Here is a 16,796-nt window from a genome sequence, read left to right as displayed (position 1 = left end):
CGGAAGCCCCAGGTCAGGAGTAGGCTGGAGGTACCGAGGACTATTCGCGCACCCGCTTTCAGGCGGGTGCCGCTCTCGGCGATTCACAACACCGGGCCGGTCATGACCGGCCCGGGGCAGGGTTCGCGTCATGACCGCGATCATCGAGCATCCGCAGGCGGTCGAAGACCGGGCCCCTTCTTCCTTGCCGCTCCGGCTCGTGCTGGCGCCCGCCGGCACCTCTCCGGCCCTTGTCGACGGTGCCTGGTGGCCCCGTTCCCGCGACCTGACGGCGGAACTGCCGCCGCTGATGGCCGTACTCGATCCGCTCTGGGGCAGGATCACCCGGGTCACCGTCAACCCCACGTTCTGGCCGGTCGTCCCGCGCAAGGTGCAGGTCACCGGGCATCTGGTCCACGTCGGCTGGTTCAAGGCCGAGCAGGACCCGCACAAGCTCCTGCTGCTCTCCTACACGACCGGTCGCTGGGACCTGCTGGTGATCCCGCCGGAGACCGGCCCGGCCACAGCCGCCCGGCTGATGACCGCAGCCGCTGATCCCCTCCGGGTTCTCACCGCGAGCGGCCTGATGCGGGAGGCGGATTTCTTCCGGATCGCGGCCGAGGCCGACTGGGACTCCACCCGGGAACTGGCCTGGGACTCCGAGGGGGGCCAGGGCACAGCGCCCCGGACGCCGGCACCCCGACGGCACGTCCGCCCGGAAACGACCCCGTGTCCCGGACGGACGGGTGGCAACCCATGACTGCCGATTCACCTGCCCCGGCACCTCTCCTGCTTCTCCAGGACACCGTCGACCAGCCGGTGGTCCCGGGGAGTGCGGTACTGCGGCTGGAGACGACCTCCAGCCGTGCCGGGTTCTTCGACGGTGCCTGGTGGCCTCGTTCGCGCGACATCAGAAGCCAGCTGCCCGACCTGATCGACGCGCTGACGGCCAGTCTCGGACCCATCGCACGTGTCGGCCTGGACGCGAGTGCCTGGGACGAGGTCCCGGCCCATCTCGTCGTCGGCGACCACAAGGTCCGTATCGACTGGTCCGCCGTCGACGACAGCACGATGATCATCACCCGCGGTCACCACGACCACTTCGCGTTCCTGGTCATCCCGCCGCAGACCTCTGCGGAGGCCGCACACACCGCGATGACCATGGCCGTGCAGGACGACAACCGTACCTCCGCCGAGCAGATACTCGACGCCGCCGGCATCACTCCCGCGTAGCCGGGGTGCCCTGCGCCGGCGACCGACATGACAACGACCCCGGCAATACGCGCCGGGGTCGCCCTTTCAGGCGGTGCACGTGAGCGTGCACCAACCCACAACCGAGGCTACTCCCGGGGGAGCATCCGCGGCATAAAGTGCGAATGGTGCGCACGGGCTCCCACGCGCGACAGGCCCCCGCGACTAGCCTCCGCATCATGCTGCGTATCGCCGACACCCGCACCGGTCACCTCGCGGAGATCCCCGCCGCACCACGCCGCCTGCTGCGCAGCTGCGTCCATCTGCCGGCCCTCGGCGAGGGGGCGGACACCGGAACCGGGATCGGCCCGGTGCACCTGCGCGTCCCGCTGATCGGTGACGTACTGGCACGCACCGCGGAGCTGAACGGCCTCCAGGTCGTCACGGTCCTCACCACTCCGGAGTTGACGCCCGACCGGTCCCGGGCCCTGGACCGGGTCATGGCGGTGCTCGGCATCCATCCCCCCGTCGTCGTCGGAGCGCACCGTCCCGACGGGGCACTGGGCGGCCCCGCCGACGTACACGTGGTCGCAAGTGGCACCGACCCGGACGACCTCACGGACGGGGCCCGGATCGAGGTGGCGCAGGTCGCCACGGCTCCACCGGCGGAGGGCGTCCCCGACCCGGGCCACCTCCTCGACCCGGGTCTCCCGGACACAACGGAACCGGAGACCGCCGATCCACTGGCGGTACGCCTGCTGCTGCTCGGTCGCCCCTACGCAACTCCGGTCACGGTCACCGGTCCCGCGCTCGCCGAGGCCCGGCGGACCCTGCGCGACTGGCGCCGTTCGGTCGCCGACTGGGCGCAGCAGCCGTCCAGACCGATCCCCACCGACCTGCTGCGGCAGTCGCACACGGCGCTCACCGAGAATCTCGATGTCGCCGCCGTCCTGGCACTGCTGGCCGAAGTGGCGGAACGACCCGATGTGCCGCCGGGCGCCAAGTTCGAGACCTTCGCCCATCTCGACCGCGTCCTCGGCCTGGACCTCGCCCGCGACGTCGGCCACCAGCGCCGCCCGTAACGACCGACGGCCCCCGAACAGGCGCGGTGCCTGGACCGGAGGGCCGTCGGGCACACTCCAAACGAGAGCCCTGGCTGTCGCGGAGGGGCCAGGCGGCTCCTCGACCTGCTGCGCGACCGTGTTCGGACTGTGTGACGGGACTTCTGGAACACGCCCGGGGGCCGGGTCCGTGGTTCCGGCGGCATGACGCCACGTCAGAGGGCTGGGACGCTGTTCCAGGGGCGGATGGATTCGATCGCTGCCGCGGCACGGAACACCGTGGCGTCGTCGTAGGTGCGTCCGACGAGCTGCACCCCCGTCGGCACTCCGGTCGAGGCGAAACCGGACGGCACGCTCAGCACCGGGCAGCGGCTGGCTATGTTGAAGGCTGTGGTCATCGCCGATTCCAGGTAGAAGTCCAGTTCGACGCCGTTGATCACCACCTTGGTCGACAGATAGTCGTCGTCCGCCCTGAGCGCCGGGATCGCGGTCGTCGGGCACAGCAGGACGTCGTAGCGGTCCAGCAGGGAGCCGAGCGTCGTCTGCACCGCGGCCTCGATCTCAAGGCCCTGCAGGAAGCTGCCGGGCCCGCGGACGGCCTCGGCGGCCTGCTGGGCGAAGTCGAGCGCGTACGCGGTGAGCTGGTCGCTGTGCTCGGCGGCAACCGATGCCACGTACGGGCCGAACACCGAGCCGAAGTGGATCATCGCCGCCCGCGTCACGTCCGCCCGCATGATGGGGACCTCCACCTCCTCGACGACGGCTCCGGCCGTGTGCAGCGCTTTCGCGACCGCGCGGGTGTTGGCCTCGACCTCGGGATCGACCGGCCAGTCCCCGAGGGTGACGGAGAGTGCCACCCGCAGGCCTTCGACACCCTCGAACCGCTCGGGCAGCACGAGTGCGGGCCGCAGTGAGACCGCGTCCAACGGGTGGGGCCCCGCGATGACGTTCTCCAGCAGGGCGCAGTCGCCGACGGTGCGCGCCATCGGACCGTCGTGGCAGTACGTGTCGAGGTTGAACGGCGTCATCGCCGGCACGCGCCCGTAGGGCGGCTTGAAGCCGACCGTGCCCGTGTACGAAGCAGGGATGCGGATCGAGCCGCCGATATCCGAGCCGGTGGCGAGCGTCGCCGCGCCCGCCGCGAGCGCCGCGCCTGAGCCGCCGGAGGAGCCGCCCGGAGAGAACTCCAGGTTCCACGGGTTGCGGGTGACGCCCCACAGCCGGGACTGTGTGTACCCCGCGCAGCTGAACTCCGGGGTTGTGGTGCGTGCGTGCACGATGCCGCCGGCAGCCTGGACCCGCTCGATCACCGGGTGCGTCTGCTCGGCGATCTCCTCCCGGAACGCCAGGGAGCCGTCCGTGCTGCGGCGGCCCGCGATGGGCTGCTCCTCCTTCGTGGCGACCGCGAGACCCTCCAGAGCGCGAGGTGCCTCCCCCTTGCCGCCGTACCGCGCTTCGGCGACGCGAGCGGCGGCGAGCGCCTCCTCGAAGGTCCGCTCGGCAAGGGCGTTGATCTTCGGCTCGACGGCTTCGGCACGCGCGATGACCGCGGTCATCAGCTCGACCGGTGAGAGCGAGCGGTCGCGGAATCGGTGCAGGGCCTCGGTCGCCGGCAGATAGGCAAGGTCGGTGAGGTCGGTCATGCGGTTGTCCTTTGCGTGGAATCGGAGGAGTCGGGTGAGTGCGAGGGAGCGTGTGCGGGGCCGGATCCCGGCCGCTTCCGTCTTCGGGCCGATCGGCTCCCGTACCCCGTCATGGCCGACGGCCGAGGTCCGCTCCCCGATGACGGCGAGGCTCCTCGCCCGGCTGCGGGTGGAGCCCCGGTGCGCACGGGCCTCGGGCGAGGACCGGATCGGCCTTGACCATGGCCGGTCAGACGGCGGCGCTCACCGGTTCGCTGCCGGCGGCGTCACGGGTATCGGTGAAGTAGGGCGACCGGTGGTGCCAGCGGGCCCACGCCGCGGCCAGCAGGCCGGAGCCGATCATCAGGACCGGGACGAGCAGGGCGAACCAGCCGTTGTCGGCGGAGACTTCGAAGTGATCGGTGGAGCGATAGAACGTCCACGTGAGGTAGCCGCCGGTGGCGAGCAGCGCGAGCGCGCCCAGCACCGGTCCGACGACCGCGCGCAGGGCCTCCAGCGGTGATGTGCGCAGCAGGTGGCGGAAGCTCACCGCGGCCGCCGCCGCAGTGAGGGCGTAGTAGAGGGCGACGACGATTCCGATCGCGTTGACGGCGGCGAAGATCAGGTCGTTGACGGTGGGGATGACCAGCGCCGTCGCAGCGAGGACCAGGGCGAACACGGTGATCAGCAGGGTGCCGGCGGCGGGGGTCCCGTGCTTGGGGTGCAGGCGGGTCCAGACGGGGCCGAGGACGCCGTCGCGGCCCATCGCGTACATCCCTCGGGCGGTGGGGATGACCGAGGCCTGGAGCGATGCCACCGCGGAGAACATGAGGGCGATGAGCGGCAGTGCGGCCAACGGCTGCTCGGCGAGCTTCGTACCGAAGTAGGCGAGCCCCTGCGCGCCGTTGCCGGCCAACTCGTCCAGCGGCAGGACGCGTTGGAAGGCCGTGCCGGCGAGCAGGAAGAGGAGGAGCATTACGGTCAGGGCGATGAAACCGCCGCGGGAGGCGTCCCGAGGGTCACTGACCTCTTCACCGATGCTGAAGACCGACTCGAAGCCCCAGTAACAGAAGACCGCGAGCACCATGCCCTGGGCGAGGGCCGCGGCCGAGGGGATGTCGAAGGGGTTGTACCACTGGAGCGAGAAGGGCTGGTCCCCGGCGAACAGGCCATAGCCGCAGAACGCGAGCAGCACGCCGTACTCGAAGATCAGCAGGTACTTCTGGAGACGCGCTGCGAGGTCGAGCCCGCGAACGGCGACCAGCGCGGCGGCGACCAGGACGGCCATGCCGAGAAGCGTGGACTGGAGGGTGGAGTCGGGATCGAGGGAGAGGCCGCCGACGCTGTGGAGGTCGGCCTGGACCAGGAGCTGGATGATCGCCGACCCCGTCACCGTCGTGGTGTAGGCCATGAACACGATGGTGCCGATGACATTGACCCATCCGACCAGGAAGCCCAGCCAGGGGCTGAGGATGCGGCCGACCCACTTGTAACTGCTGCCGGCGTGGGGTTCGACCCGGTTGAGCCGCCCGTATCCGCCGGCTATGCCGAGCACGGGCAGGAAGGCCAGCAGCATGATCGCCGGCAGATGCAGGCCGACGATGCTCGCCATCAGACCGAGTCCGATGCCGATACTGCTCGTGGCCGCTGTGCTCGACGCGGCGAGGACGATGCCGTCGACGACGCCGATGGACTTCCGCATCGCGGGCTGCGGGGCCGGGGCGCTTCTACTCGGCGCGGTGCTTGCGTACTTCACTGGTACCGCCAACGGTCGTCGCCTTGCTTCGGGGGAAGATGGCCGGAGGACCCGGATGGCAGGCCATGAAACCGTTGCCCCCTTCACACGTCAATGGCGTTGTCATAAGCTCCGCGCCATGAATGAGCGTGTGGTTCCGGAGCCGCAGCGGCGGCGCAGAAGGCCGACGAAGCAGGGCACGGTGCTGTCCGAGCAGATCATCGTGGAGACGGCCCTGCGGCTGGTCGGCCAGCATGGTGCGGACGCTCTGACGGTCCGGCGGCTGGGAGCCGCCCTGGGCGCCGACCCCAGTGCGCTCTACCGGTATTTCCACAACACCGACGACCTGCTGCTGGCAATCGCCGACGAGCTCATCGGCCGTGCCCGGCAGGGCTGGCAGCCCACCGGCGAATGGCGTACCGACCTGTGCGAGCTGGGTCTGCGCATCCACGCCTCCTACCAGGCGCACCCACAGGCCGCCATGTTGGCGGCGCACCGGACGACCGGGCGGAACAACGAGATGCGGGCCGTGGAGACGATCCTCGGCGTGCTGCGGTCGGCGGGTTTCCCCGATCGGGAAGCGGTGCGGATCTATCACGCCTTCGTGGACCAGGCGCTCGCCTTCGCGGCCCTGGACGCGGCGGCGCTCGCCCTTCCGGCACCCGCTCAGGCAGCCGATCTGCAGGTGTGGCAGGACCGCTACGGCCGCCTGGACGCGAACGACTACCCCCACATCGCCGCCACCGTGCGCCTGTTGACTGCCGAGATGATGCTCAGCGGCTATCCGTTCGCGCTGGAACTGCTGCTCGACTCCGTCGAAGCGAAGTTGCCCGGGGCGGCCGGAGAGGCCGGCCGGGGCCGGACCGGGCACTCTCGCCGCACGCCCCGCCGGGACGCGGATCGGACGGATCGCAGCGGGTCCTGATCGCGTCGCGGTCCCGGGTCCGGTCGAGCCGCGGCGACGAGGCTTATGTCAACGTCGTTGACATCAATTTCGGACCGGCGTCTGATGGCGGAACCCTTAGGACCAGCCGCACTACGCACCACCCGAGGAGTCCGCCATGGATCCCGTTCACGCGCTCCGGGATGCCGACCCCACCCCGTTCTGGCTGGATGACCCCGGCCGCCCGCAGGCCACATCGGCCCTGGTCGCCGACACCCGCTGCGATCTGCTCGTGGTGGGTGGGGGCTACAGCGGCCTGTGGACCGCTCTGATCGCCAAGGAGCGCGACCCCTCCCGTGACGTCGTCCTGATCGAAGGCGAGGAGATCGGCTGGGCCGCATCCGGGCGCAACGGCGGTTTCTGCGAATCCAGCCTCACCCACGGTCTGGGCAACGGCCTCGACCGCTGGCCCGACGAGCTCGCCGAGCTGGAACGGCTCGGCATCCAGAACCTCCAGGCCATCGAGGACGCGATCAAGAGGTACGGCATCGACTGCGACTGGGAGCGCACCGGCTCCCTCAACGTGGCGACCGAGCCGTACCAGGTCGACGACTTGCACGAGCTGGCCACGCTTGCCGCCCGCTACGGCTCCGAGCAGACGGTGCTCGACGCCGACCAGGTCCGGGCCGAGATCGCCTCGCCGACCTTCCTGGGGGCGCTCTGGGACGAGGAGGGCACGGCGATGCTCAATCCCGCACGTCTCGCATGGGGCCTCAAGCAGGCCTGTCTGGACCTCGGCGTACGCATCCACGAGCGCACCAGGGCAACGGCCATCGAGGAGGCAGACCCGGGGATCACGGTGCGGACGCCGTACGGCCGCATCCTGGCGAACCGGGTCGCACTCGCCACCAACGCCTTCCCCTCCCTGGTCAGGCGGCACCGCCTCTACACCGTCCCCGTGTACGACTACGCGCTGATGACGGAACCACTGACGGACGATCAGCTCGCCGCCGTCGGCTGGCGCAACCGGCAGGGATTCTCCGACGTCGCCAACCAGTTCCACTACGTGCGGCTCTCCACCGACAACCGGATTCTGTGGGGCGGTTACGACACCGTGTACCACTACCGGGGCCGGGTGCGTGCCGAGCACGACCAGCGGCCGGAGACCTTCGCCACCCTGGCCCGGCACTTCTTCCGGACCTTTCCCCAGCTGGAAGGGCTGCGCTTCACCCATGCCTGGGGCGGCGCAATCGACACCTGCAGCCGTTTCTCCGCGTTCTTCGACACCACGCACCGGGGCAGGGTCGCCTTCGCGGCCGGATTCACCGGCCTCGGCGTGGGCGCGACCCGCTTCGGTGCCGAGGTGATGCTCGACCTCCTGGCCGGCGAGCGCACCGAACGGACACGACTGGAGATGGTGCGGCGCAAGCCCCTTCCCTTCCCGCCGGAACCGGTCCGATGGGCGGGGATCCAGGCCACCAGGTGGTCCCTCGCCCGCGCGGACGAGAACTCCGGGCGTCGAAACCTCTGGCTCAAGACCCTCGACCGGCTCGGCCTCGGTTTCGGAAGCTGATGCCCGGTCATCCAGGCAAGGACCCTCGCCGGGCAGTCGAAGGGCTTGCGCATGAGGTGTGACAGAGGCCCCGGACAAGATGCGTTACGGCGCTCCGCCGGGGCTTCTCCTGTAGCGGCGGGCGAGGGCGACCCAGTCGTTCTCCCACTGCGCGGTGGACTGGCTCGTGTTCCAGCGCTCGTTGCTGTCCAGGCCGCAACAGAAGCGCGAGGTGTTGGTGTGGTTGCTGAGGGTCGGGCAGCCCGGACGCCCGCGTACGTCCGCCCGTCGGTCCGGGTCCGGGGCTCGGAACGGGCGGGTCAGCCGAGGGAGCGGCGGGCGGCCGCGGCGTCGGCCGGGTTCCAGCCGCGTCGGGGAACGGAGCTGAGCAGCAGGCGTGTGTAGGGGTGGTGAGGCGCGTCGAGGATCTCGGCCGTAGGGCCCGCCTCCACCACCCGACCCTCCCGGAGGACCATGACCTCGTCGGTGATGTGCCGCACGACGGCGAGGTCATGGGTGACGAAGAGGAAGCCGATGCCGACCTCGCGCCGGATGGTGCCCAGGAGTTCGAGCACCTGCGCCTGGATGGACACGTCCAAGGCCGCCACGGCCTCGTCGAGGACGAGGACGCGTGGTTCGGCGGCCAGCGCGCGGGCGATCGCCACGCGCTGGCGCTGACCGCCGGACAGCTTGCCGGGCAGGGCGGCTGCCTCCCGTTCCCCGAGCCCGACCTGGTCGAGGAGCTCGGTGACGCGCTCCCGCCGTGCCGTTGTGTCCATCGGGAAGTGGAGGCGCAGGACCTCCTCGATGCACCGGCCCACGGTCACCCGTGGATCGAGGGACAGGTACGGATCCTGGAAGACCATCTGGATCTCGCGTGCGCGGGCGAGCCGCTCGGCTCTGCTCCGGGCGGGTGCCGACCGGTCACGTCCGTTGATGCGGATCGTACCGTCGTCAGGGCGCTCCAGGCCGACGAGCATCCGCACCGTCGTGGTCTTGCCACTGCCGGATTCGCCGACGATGCCGAGGGAGGAGCCCGGCGGCAGGGCGAAGGACACATCCTGCACCGCCGTGTGGTCTCCGTACCGTTTGCACAGCTTCTGAACGACGAGTTCCTCGGTTGCCCCGGTCACAGTGTGATCCCTTCGTCGGCGCGGTGGCACGCGGCGAGTCCGTCGCCGTGGTGCGCAAGTTCGGGTGTTCCCTCGGAGCAGCGCGGCTGTGCGTGGGCGCAGCGCGCTGCGAAGGCGCACCCGGGTGGGGCCTCGGCGAGGGAGACGGGCCGGCCCGGGATCGGGCGTGGGGCGGCGGCTCCGGCCTCGATACGGGGCGTGCAGGCGAGGAGTCCCGCCGTGTACGGGTGGCGTGGATGGTCGAACAGTGCGTCGGTGCTGCTGGTTTCGACGATCCGGCCCGCATACATGACGTACACGCGGTCGCAGATCGCCGAGGCCAGTTCGAGGTCGTGGGTGACGAAGAGCATTCCGGTGCCGCGTGCGGCCTGGAGGCGGGTGAGGATGGCGATGATCTCCGCCTGGGTGGTGACGTCGAGGGCCGTGGTCGGCTCGTCGGCGACCAGCAGCGCGGGCTCGCCCGCGAGGGCGGCCGCGATGACCACACGCTGGAGCATCCCGCCGGAGAACTGGTGCGGGTAGCGGCGCAGCGCGCCCCGCGGATCGCGGATGCCCACCGCGTCGAGGAGTTCCTCGGCCCGGTTCTCGGCCGCGGCGGCGGGAGTGCCCGCACCGCGCAGTCCCTCGGTGAGGAAGTCGCCCACGCGGCGCAGCGGGTTCACGGACGCGCGCGGGTCCTGGTAGATCATCGCGACCTCTCTGGCGCGCAGCCCGGCCAGTTCGGCGCGGTTCATGGCCAGGACATCGCGGCCCGCGACCCGCACCTCACCACTCGTTCGCGCCCGGGGCGGCAGCAGCCCGAGCACGCTGCGGCACGCGACCGACTTGCCCGAGCCGGACTCGCCGACCAGGCCGACGGTCTCGCCGGCGCCGACCCGCAACGTGACGCCGTCGAGGATGGGCCGGGCCGCCTGCTCGCCGGGCAGGCGGACGCCCAGCCCGTCGATCTCCAGCACCGGGGTTTCGTACTCGGTCATGGAACTCACCGCTCCCGCTTCGCGATTCGGTCGGCGAGCCCTTCGCCGACGATGCCGAAGGCGACCACGGCGAGGACGATGCACGCGGACGGCGCGAGCGCCGGCAGCATCGCTCCCTGCTGGATCGCCGACTGGCCTTCGTTGATCATGGCTCCCCAGTCGGCCGTGGGCGGCTGCACCCCGAACCCGAGGAAGGACAGCGCGGCGAGATCCATCAGTACGTAGCCGAAGTTCATCGCGGACTGCGCGAACACGGTCGGCGCGATGTTCGGCAGCAGATGACGCAGGCAGATCGTCCAGCCCGACCAGCCCTGCACGCGGTACGACTCGATGTAGGCGCGAGCCTTCTCCTGGCGGGCGATACCTCGGACCAGGCGTCCGACGTACGGGGTGTAGGCCACGGCCATGGCGATCACGGGCGCGGTCATGCCAGAGCCGAGGACGGCCACCAGAAGGATGGCCAGCAGCAGTCCGGGGATCGCGAAGGCCAGGTCCATCGACCGGGACAGCAGGGCATCGGCCCAGCCGCCGCGCCAGGCGGCGACCAGGCCGACGAGCGTGCCCAGGAGGGTCGAGACGCCGACCACGAGGAGCGGTCCGAGCAGGCCCGTCCGCGCGCCGTGGATGAGCCTCGAAAGGATGTCCCGGCCCGACTGGTCGGTGCCGAGGAGATGGTCGGCGCTGGTGCCCGTCAGGCTCGCCGACAGGTCGAGCACGTCGGGGTCGTACGGTGCGAGTACGGGGGCGAGGACGGCGATCAGGACGAGCACCGCGAGCACGACGACACCTGCCGTGAACAGTGGGCCCTGGCCGAGAACCCGCAGTCCGCGCAGGCCCCGGCGGCGGCGCAGCTCGCCGGGGGAGGGGGACGCGGGGGAGACGGTGGTGGTCGTCATCGGGAAGCCTCCCCGTAGAGGGACAGCCGGGGATCGATGACCGGCACGAGCAGGTCGACGATCAGGTTGACAAGGACGAACGCCGCCACGCTGAGCAGGGTGATCGCCTGAACGACGGCGAAGTCCTTGGCCGTCACCGCCTGCACCAGCAGGGAGCCGATACCGGACACGTTGAAGGCGGTCTCTACGATCGAGGTGCTGATCAGCAGGCCGGCGAGCATGGTGCCGCCGACGGTGACGATGGGCCCCAGCGCATTGCGCAGCACATGCCGACGGACCACGGCGCCTCCCGCGACACCGCGGGCTCGCGCCACCTCGACGTGTTCGCGCCCGAGTTCGTCGAGCATGGCCGACCGGGTGACCCGGGCCAGCAGTCCGGCGAACGTCACCGCCAGGGCGAAGGCGGGCAGCGTCAGATGGTAAAGACGCTCGCCGATGCCCTCGGGAGTGCCACCGGGCCCGGGAAACCAGCCCAGTTGGACGGAGAAGAGCGAGACGAGCGCGATGGCGCTGACGAACGAGGGAGTGGCCGTGGCGACGCCGGTGCCGAGGAGCACCGCGCGGTCCACCGCCCCGGGGCGCAGGGCGGCCAGGATGCCGCCCGTCACACCGAGGACGCCGACCAGCAGCGCCGCGTACCCGACGAGCAGCGCGGTGCCCGGCAGACGGGAGGCGATGAGGGAGCCGACGTCCTGGTGGAACTGGGTGGAGCGGCCGAAGTCGCCCTGCAGGACACCGCCGAGCCACTTCGCGTACTGGACCGGCAGCGGGTCGTCCAGGTGGTACTGCGCGCGCAGCGCCGCGACCGTGTCCGGGGTCGCGGGGCGGCCGTGGAGCAGGAAGGTCACCGGGTCGCCCGGCGCGAGATGCACGGTACCGAAGACGACGAGCGAGGTGATGAGCAGCACCACCGCCAGGCCGCCGAAGCGGCTCATCAGATAGCGCGTCATTACTGCGCGGCCCCGATCTTCGCGGCCCACGGGTAGTACAGCTGGGCGATGCCGGTCGGGGCACCCGTCACCCGGTTGCCGAGGAAGACCGAGTAAGGGGCTTCGTACAGCGGGATGATCGGGAGCTCGCGCACGGCGATGCGCTGGAGTTCGGCGGTCAGGTCCGCTCGGCGCGCCGCGTCGGGCTCCGCGTTCGCCTTGTCGAAGAGGGCGTCGAACTCGGCGTTCGACCAGTTGCCGTAGTTGCCGAAGTCACCCGTGCGCAGGTACTGGTAGAACTCCAGCGGGTCGGGCGTGTTGTCGTACCCGTTGGTGATGACCAGGTCGAGTCCCTTGCGGGCGCCGGGGTCGACGAAGATGCTGGTGTACGCCTCCGGGGCGACGGCCTTCAGCACGATGTCGAGGCCGATCTGTTTGCCGGCCGCCTGGACGGCGTTGGCCACGACGCTGATCTCCGGGGCGAGCGAACTGGTGACGAGGGTGACCTTGCGCCCCGTGGCACCGGCCTCGGTGATCAGCTTCTTCGCGCGGGCCACGTCGTACACGGGCTCGGGCAGCGCCTTGAAGTAGCCGTCGGCCTTCTCGGGCGCCAGCGCCCACGCGCCGCGCGCGGCGGGCGCCTTCGAGGGAGTGCCGATGCCGCCGGCGGCAGCCTTGATGATGCTCTTGCGGTCGAGGGCCATGGAGAGGGCCCGGCGGACCTTGAGGTCTCCGAGCGGGCCCTTGAGATCGAGCACGGCGAGATCGGCGGCCGCCGTGTTGGGGCCGAAGTACATCGTGCCCTTCGAGCTGGTGCGCAGCTGGTTGAAGGAGGAGGAGGGCACCAGGTAGCCGCCGTCGGCCGTGCCGGACAGGAAGGCGTTGGTGCGGGCGGACGGGTCCTCGATTAAGGTGAACATCACGGTGCCGGTCCTGGGAGTCAGCGACCGGTCCCAGTAGGCGTTGTTCTTCTTCAGGGTGATGCTGTCGCCCTGGGCCCAGCTGTCGAGCTCGTAGGGGCCGGTGCAGTCGACCTTGCCCTTGGGGCCGCCGTAGTCCTTGCCGGCCTTGGCCAGGAAGGCGGCGCTTTCGACGGTGCCGGGGGAGGCCGCCATGAGTTCGTTGAGGAGCACGTCGGGCTTGTTGAGCCGGATCGTCACCTCCAGCGGGCCGCTCTTCTTGATGGAGGCGACGTTCTTGAACGTCGACCCCCACGGGGAGCCGGTGGCCGGATCCATGTGGCGTCCGAGGGAGGCGACCACGTCGTCCGCGGTCATGGTCGAGCCGTCGTGGAACTTCACGCCCGGTCGAAGGGTGTACACCCAGGTCTTCGGGTCCGGGTTCGCGTACTTCACGGCCAGCCCGGGTTCGATCTTCATGTCGGGGGTGACCCGCAGCAGTTGCTCGCACACATTGGCGAGCACGGTGTTCGGCGGGTAGTCGTAGGCGAGGGCGTAGTCGAGTGTGTACGGCTCGGCGTACAGCGACCAGGTGAGGGAGTCGAGGGGGCCCTTCGCCGCCGGGGAGTTCGGGGTGACGGTGTAGGCGGGGGCGCCGCCGCCGGGCCGGGACCCGGTCGCGCCGGAACAGCCGGCGGTGGCGGACATGACGACGGCGGAGCTTGCAAGCAGCGCGGTGGCTCTGGACATGCGCAAGGAGACCCACCCCTTTACGGGTGTAGTGACGGGCGCTGGGAGATGGAGCGAGTATTGATGCGGGAACGTTCCCGCGCAAGACTTTGCGGGAACGGTTTTGCTGAGGTCGTGGGGGTGGCAGCATCAGCGCATGACCTCAGCTCCCCAACACGGCGGACTCACTCGGCGGACCGCCCCGCCGCGTGTCCGTCTCGTCGATGTCGCCCGCGAGGCGGGCCTCTCCAAGACCACCGTCTCGGCGGCTCTCAACGACACGGGACGGCTCTCGCCGGCCGTACGGGAGAAAGCCAGGGAGACTGCGCGCAGAATGGGGTATCGACCCAACGCCACCGCCCGGCAGCTGCGTGCGGGGCGGGCCCGGCTGATCGGTTACGTCGTGGGGGAGTTCGCGGGGGCCCCGTGGACGTATCTGGAGTCGCCGTACTTCGCCCAGCTGACCAGCGCCACGGCGGCTGCGGCGCTCAAACGCGGATATGCCCTGGTGATGCTGCCCGCGGGATCGCTGCACAGCGAGTGGGCCGACCTGCCGCTCGAAGCGGTGATAGTCGCCGATCCGGTGGCCGACGACCGGGTGGTGGAGGATCTGCTCGCCGCCCGTATCCCCGTCTTCAGCGACGGATCGGTGGACGGCAGACCTGGAGCGCACTGGGTGGACGTCGACGCCGAGGAGGCGGTCCGCGGAACCCTGGACCACCTGGGATCGCAGGGCGCGCGAAGGACGGCGCTCGTGCTGCCCGACAGCACCACCCTCTTCCACCGGGGGGTTCTGGCCGCCTACCGGGGCTGGTGTGCCGCACACGGTTGCACGGCCCGGGTGACCTTCGCCGCCGATGCCGGCAACGGCCCGGTGCTCCGGGCGGTGGACGGCGCGCTGACCGCTGCCGAGCGGCCCGACGCCCTCTTCGTGGTGGCGGAGCTGAGCCCACCGCTCGTCCTGGAGGCGGCGCGCCGCCACGGCTACGACGTACCCGGAGACCTTCTCGTGGTGTGCGTGAGCGAGAGCGGTACGGCCGAGCACACCGAACCTCCCGTCTCGACGCTGAGCCTTCAGCCCCGGGAAGTCGCCGAGGCCGGGATCGAACTCCTCGTCGCCGCCCTGGAGAGCGGCGACGAACGGCCCTCGGGCGTTCTCGTACCGACGCGCCTGATGGTCCGGGAGTCCTCGCGGCGGCCGTCCTGGGGCGTGTTTGAGAAGTAGCGTCGTCCGCCCGGAGACCGACGGGACTTCTCAAACACGCCCTAGGGCCTGTCCGGCGGATCATGGCCGGGGTCGCGGCGGCTGACACGGCACCTCGCAGCGTTGCCGAAACGTCCGAATAGCTCCGCTATCAGGACGCTCCGGCGCCTTGCGATGCACCGCACCAGCCGCCGCGCCCTGTCCGACCCTGATCCGCCGGACAGGCCCTAGGCCCCCCTCAGGCGGAGTGCACCAGCGTGCCACCGACGTAGGTGCGCAGGACCTGGGCCTCGGCGATCTCCTCCGGGGGCAGTGTGAAGATGTCCCGGTCCAGCACCACCAGGTCGGCCAGGTGGCCGGGGAGCAGACTGCCGGTGTCGTCGAGCCCGTTCACATGCGCCGAGCCGGCGGTGTAGGCGGCGACCGCGGTGGCGAGGTCGAGGCGCTGCTCCGGCAGAAAGACCCGCCCGTCGGTGGCCTCCGGCTCCATCCGGTTCACCGCGACATGGATTCCGGCGATCGGGTCGGGGCTGCTGACGGGCCAGTCGCTGCCCGCGGCCAGGGTGGCGCCGGCCCGCAGCAGGGAACCGAACGGGTACTGCCAGGAGGCCCGTTCGGGGCCGAGGAAGGGGATTGTCAGCTCGTCCATCTGGGGTTCGTGCGCGGCCCAGAGCGGCTGGATGTTGGCGATGGCGCCGAGCCGTGCGAAGCGCTCCAGATCCTCGGGGTGGACCACTTGGAGGTGGGCGAGATGATGGCGGTTGCCGCGTCGCCCATGGGCCTCGACGGCTGCCTCGACCGCGTCCAGGGCCTCGCGCACCCCCCGGTCGCCGAGGGCGTGGAAGTGGACCTGGAAGTCATGGGCGTCGAGTTCGGTGACGTACGAGCGCAGGGCGACGGGGTCGACGAAGCTCAGACCCGAGTTGGCGGTGGCGCAGCCGCAGCCGTCGAGGTAGGGGGTGGTCATGGCCGCCGTGAAGTTCTCGGCGATGCCGTCCTGCATGATCTTCACCGCACGGGCCCGGAACCGTCCGTGGCTCAACTGCTCCCGCTGGGACACCAGCTCAGGGATCTGCTCGGCCCCCCGCTCCCGGTCCCACCACAGGGCCCCGGATACCCGGGCGGTGAGCGTGCCTTCGCGGGCGGCCGCCAGATAGGCGTCGGACGGGTCGGGCTTGCCGCCGAACACGCCCAGAAGGGCGTCCTGCCAGGCGGTGATACCGAGGGAATGCAGCAGCTTCTGGGCCCGCAGCAGACCGGCGAGGCGCTCCGCCGCCGTGCTCGGCGGCACGATCCGGGAGACCAGGGCGGTGGCGCCCTCCTGCAGCATTCCGGTCGGAGTGCCGTCCGGCTCGCGCTCGATCCGGCCGTCGACAGGATCGGCGGATTCCCGCGTGAGACCGGCCAGTTCGAGCGCCCGGGTGTTGGCCCAGGCGCCGTGGTGGTCGCGGTTGGTGAGAAGAACGGGGCGGTCCGGGATTACGGAGTCGAGGAGCTGCCGGGTGGGCAGTCCGCCGTCGAAGCTCTCCATGGACCAGCCGCCGCCCGTGATCCACGGGCGGTCCGGGTGCGCGTCGGCGTAGGAGCGTATGCGGGTGAGATAGTCCTCGACACCCACGGTGCCGGTCAGATCGCACTCGGCCAGTTCCATTCCGCCGAACACGGCGTGGATGTGGGAGTCCTGGAAGCCCGGGAGTAGCAACTTGCCCTGAAGGTCGATGACTTCGGTGTTCGGGCCGATCAGTTCGCGCACCTCGTCATGGCCGACGGCGGTGATGCGCTCGCCCGTGACGGCCAGGCTGCTCGCCCGGGTGCGCGCGGGATCGCCGGTGTGGACGGGGCCACGGGTGAAGATCAGATCGGGCTTGGCCATGAGGTGCTCCGAGGCGACTGGGAGGGGTGTGCCGAACGGTCATGCAACCGAGGCGCCCATCACATGTCAATGCTGTTGTCATAAGGTGCCGGAGAGAGAGCGACCACGGCAACCTGGTGCTGAAGCGCAACGG

The 16,796-nt window shown here is 70.6% G+C and carries 14 protein-coding genes; 6 read left to right on the top strand and 8 right to left on the bottom strand.

Annotation, left to right across the window (positions count from 1 at the left end; all coding sequences use genetic code 11):
- The first annotated feature begins 130 nt into the window (after positions 1 to 130).
- The 3 genes from OG520_RS09050 (at position 131) to OG520_RS09040 (ending at position 2,252) form a co-directional block, all read left to right on the top strand.
- Complete coding sequence (locus OG520_RS09050) at positions 131 to 739, top strand: DUF5994 family protein (RefSeq protein ID WP_406012830.1); 609 nt, start codon at positions 131 to 133, stop codon at positions 737 to 739.
- Positions 736 to 1,212, top strand: a complete 477-nt coding sequence (locus OG520_RS09045; protein ID WP_399332789.1) for a DUF5994 family protein — start codon at positions 736 to 738, stop codon at positions 1,210 to 1,212. Before OG520_RS09050 ends, OG520_RS09045 begins: the two co-directional genes overlap by 4 nt.
- A 197-nt stretch (positions 1,213 to 1,409) precedes the next feature.
- Positions 1,410 to 2,252, top strand: a complete 843-nt coding sequence (locus tag OG520_RS09040; RefSeq protein ID WP_406012829.1) for a hypothetical protein — start codon at positions 1,410 to 1,412, stop codon at positions 2,250 to 2,252.
- Positions 2,253 to 2,446: 194 nt separating this feature from the next.
- Here OG520_RS09040 and OG520_RS09035 read toward each other — a convergent pair whose 3' ends face one another.
- On the bottom strand, positions 2,447 to 3,874 hold the full coding sequence (locus tag OG520_RS09035; protein WP_406012828.1) for an amidase: 1,428 nt from the start codon (positions 3,872 to 3,874) through the stop codon (positions 2,447 to 2,449).
- 229 nt (positions 3,875 to 4,103) lie between these two features.
- On the bottom strand, positions 4,104 to 5,555 hold the full coding sequence (locus tag OG520_RS09030; RefSeq protein WP_399332887.1) for an APC family permease: 1,452 nt from the start codon (positions 5,553 to 5,555) through the stop codon (positions 4,104 to 4,106).
- A 172-nt stretch (positions 5,556 to 5,727) separates the two neighbouring features.
- Here OG520_RS09030 and OG520_RS09025 point away from each other — a divergent pair, with 172 nt between their 5' ends.
- Both OG520_RS09025 and OG520_RS09020 read left to right on the top strand, forming a co-directional pair.
- Positions 5,728 to 6,513, top strand: a complete 786-nt coding sequence (locus OG520_RS09025) for a TetR/AcrR family transcriptional regulator (protein ID WP_406012827.1) — start codon at positions 5,728 to 5,730, stop codon at positions 6,511 to 6,513.
- A gap of 136 nt (positions 6,514 to 6,649) precedes the next feature.
- Complete coding sequence (locus tag OG520_RS09020; RefSeq protein WP_399332782.1) at positions 6,650 to 8,044, top strand: NAD(P)/FAD-dependent oxidoreductase; 1,395 nt, start codon at positions 6,650 to 6,652, stop codon at positions 8,042 to 8,044.
- A gap of 299 nt (positions 8,045 to 8,343) precedes the next feature.
- Here the strand turns inward: OG520_RS09020 and OG520_RS09015 are convergent, their stop codons facing one another.
- Genes OG520_RS09015 through OG520_RS08995 form a run of 5 tightly spaced genes read right to left on the bottom strand, consistent with a single transcriptional unit; the run spans position 8,344 to position 13,607 of the window.
- The gene (locus OG520_RS09015) at positions 8,344 to 9,156 is read right to left on the bottom strand and encodes an ABC transporter ATP-binding protein (protein WP_406012826.1); all 813 of its coding nucleotides are present in this window, start codon (positions 9,154 to 9,156) and stop codon (positions 8,344 to 8,346) included.
- Complete coding sequence (locus OG520_RS09010; protein ID WP_406012825.1) at positions 9,153 to 10,133, bottom strand: ABC transporter ATP-binding protein; 981 nt, start codon at positions 10,131 to 10,133, stop codon at positions 9,153 to 9,155. The genes OG520_RS09015 and OG520_RS09010 overlap by 4 nt, the downstream gene beginning before the upstream one ends.
- 5 nt (positions 10,134 to 10,138) lie before the next feature.
- Positions 10,139 to 11,029: an ABC transporter permease gene (locus OG520_RS09005; RefSeq protein ID WP_406012824.1), complete on the bottom strand. Its 891-nt coding sequence runs from the start codon at positions 11,027 to 11,029 to the stop codon at positions 10,139 to 10,141.
- Positions 11,026 to 11,979, bottom strand: a complete 954-nt coding sequence (locus OG520_RS09000) for an ABC transporter permease (protein WP_399332774.1) — start codon at positions 11,977 to 11,979, stop codon at positions 11,026 to 11,028. The genes OG520_RS09005 and OG520_RS09000 overlap by 4 nt, the downstream gene beginning before the upstream one ends.
- Positions 11,979 to 13,607: an ABC transporter substrate-binding protein gene (locus tag OG520_RS08995; protein ID WP_406016448.1), complete on the bottom strand. Its 1,629-nt coding sequence runs from the start codon at positions 13,605 to 13,607 to the stop codon at positions 11,979 to 11,981. Before OG520_RS08995 ends, OG520_RS09000 begins: the two co-directional genes overlap by 1 nt.
- 136 nt (positions 13,608 to 13,743) lie before the next feature.
- On the opposite strand from OG520_RS08995, the gene OG520_RS08990 reads away from it, so the two are divergent.
- Positions 13,744 to 14,811, top strand: coding sequence for a LacI family DNA-binding transcriptional regulator (locus OG520_RS08990; RefSeq protein WP_406012823.1), 1,068 nt, complete (start codon positions 13,744 to 13,746; stop codon positions 14,809 to 14,811).
- A 217-nt stretch (positions 14,812 to 15,028) separates the two neighbouring features.
- Here OG520_RS08990 and OG520_RS08985 read toward each other — a convergent pair whose 3' ends face one another.
- A complete protein-coding gene (locus OG520_RS08985) occupies positions 15,029 to 16,663 on the bottom strand; it encodes an amidohydrolase (protein ID WP_406012822.1) in 1,635 nt (544 codons plus the stop codon).
- Positions 16,664 to 16,796 lie beyond the last annotated feature (133 nt).

Origin of the sequence: Streptomyces sp. NBC_00984, from assembly GCF_045162475.1 — a bacterium.
Taxonomy (GTDB): Bacteria; Actinomycetota; Actinomycetes; order Streptomycetales; family Streptomycetaceae; genus Streptomyces.
Note: the sequence above shows the minus strand (reverse complement) of the source record. Positions and strands in the feature narration are given on the sequence as shown.

Coding starts and splice junctions, on each gene's coding strand:
- OG520_RS09050 (WP_406012830.1), top strand. CDS start 131: ATGACCGCGATCATCGAGCATCCGCAGGCGGTCGAAGACCGGGCCCCT.
- OG520_RS09045 (WP_399332789.1), top strand. CDS start 736: ATGACTGCCGATTCACCTGCCCCGGCACCTCTCCTGCTTCTCCAGGAC.
- OG520_RS09040 (WP_406012829.1), top strand. CDS start 1,410: ATGCTGCGTATCGCCGACACCCGCACCGGTCACCTCGCGGAGATCCCC.
- OG520_RS09035 (WP_406012828.1), bottom strand. CDS start 3,874: ATGACCGACCTCACCGACCTTGCCTATCTGCCGGCGACCGAGGCCCTG.
- OG520_RS09030 (WP_399332887.1), bottom strand. CDS start 5,555: ATGCGGAAGTCCATCGGCGTCGTCGACGGCATCGTCCTCGCCGCGTCG.
- OG520_RS09025 (WP_406012827.1), top strand. CDS start 5,728: ATGAATGAGCGTGTGGTTCCGGAGCCGCAGCGGCGGCGCAGAAGGCCG.
- OG520_RS09020 (WP_399332782.1), top strand. CDS start 6,650: ATGGATCCCGTTCACGCGCTCCGGGATGCCGACCCCACCCCGTTCTGG.
- OG520_RS09010 (WP_406012825.1), bottom strand. CDS start 10,133: ATGACCGAGTACGAAACCCCGGTGCTGGAGATCGACGGGCTGGGCGTC.
- OG520_RS09005 (WP_406012824.1), bottom strand. CDS start 11,029: ATGACGACCACCACCGTCTCCCCCGCGTCCCCCTCCCCCGGCGAGCTG.
- OG520_RS09000 (WP_399332774.1), bottom strand. CDS start 11,979: ATGACGCGCTATCTGATGAGCCGCTTCGGCGGCCTGGCGGTGGTGCTG.
- OG520_RS08995 (WP_406016448.1), bottom strand. CDS start 13,607: ATGTCCAGAGCCACCGCGCTGCTTGCAAGCTCCGCCGTCGTCATGTCC.
- OG520_RS08990 (WP_406012823.1), top strand. CDS start 13,744: ATGACCTCAGCTCCCCAACACGGCGGACTCACTCGGCGGACCGCCCCG.
- OG520_RS08985 (WP_406012822.1), bottom strand. CDS start 16,663: ATGGCCAAGCCCGATCTGATCTTCACCCGTGGCCCCGTCCACACCGGC.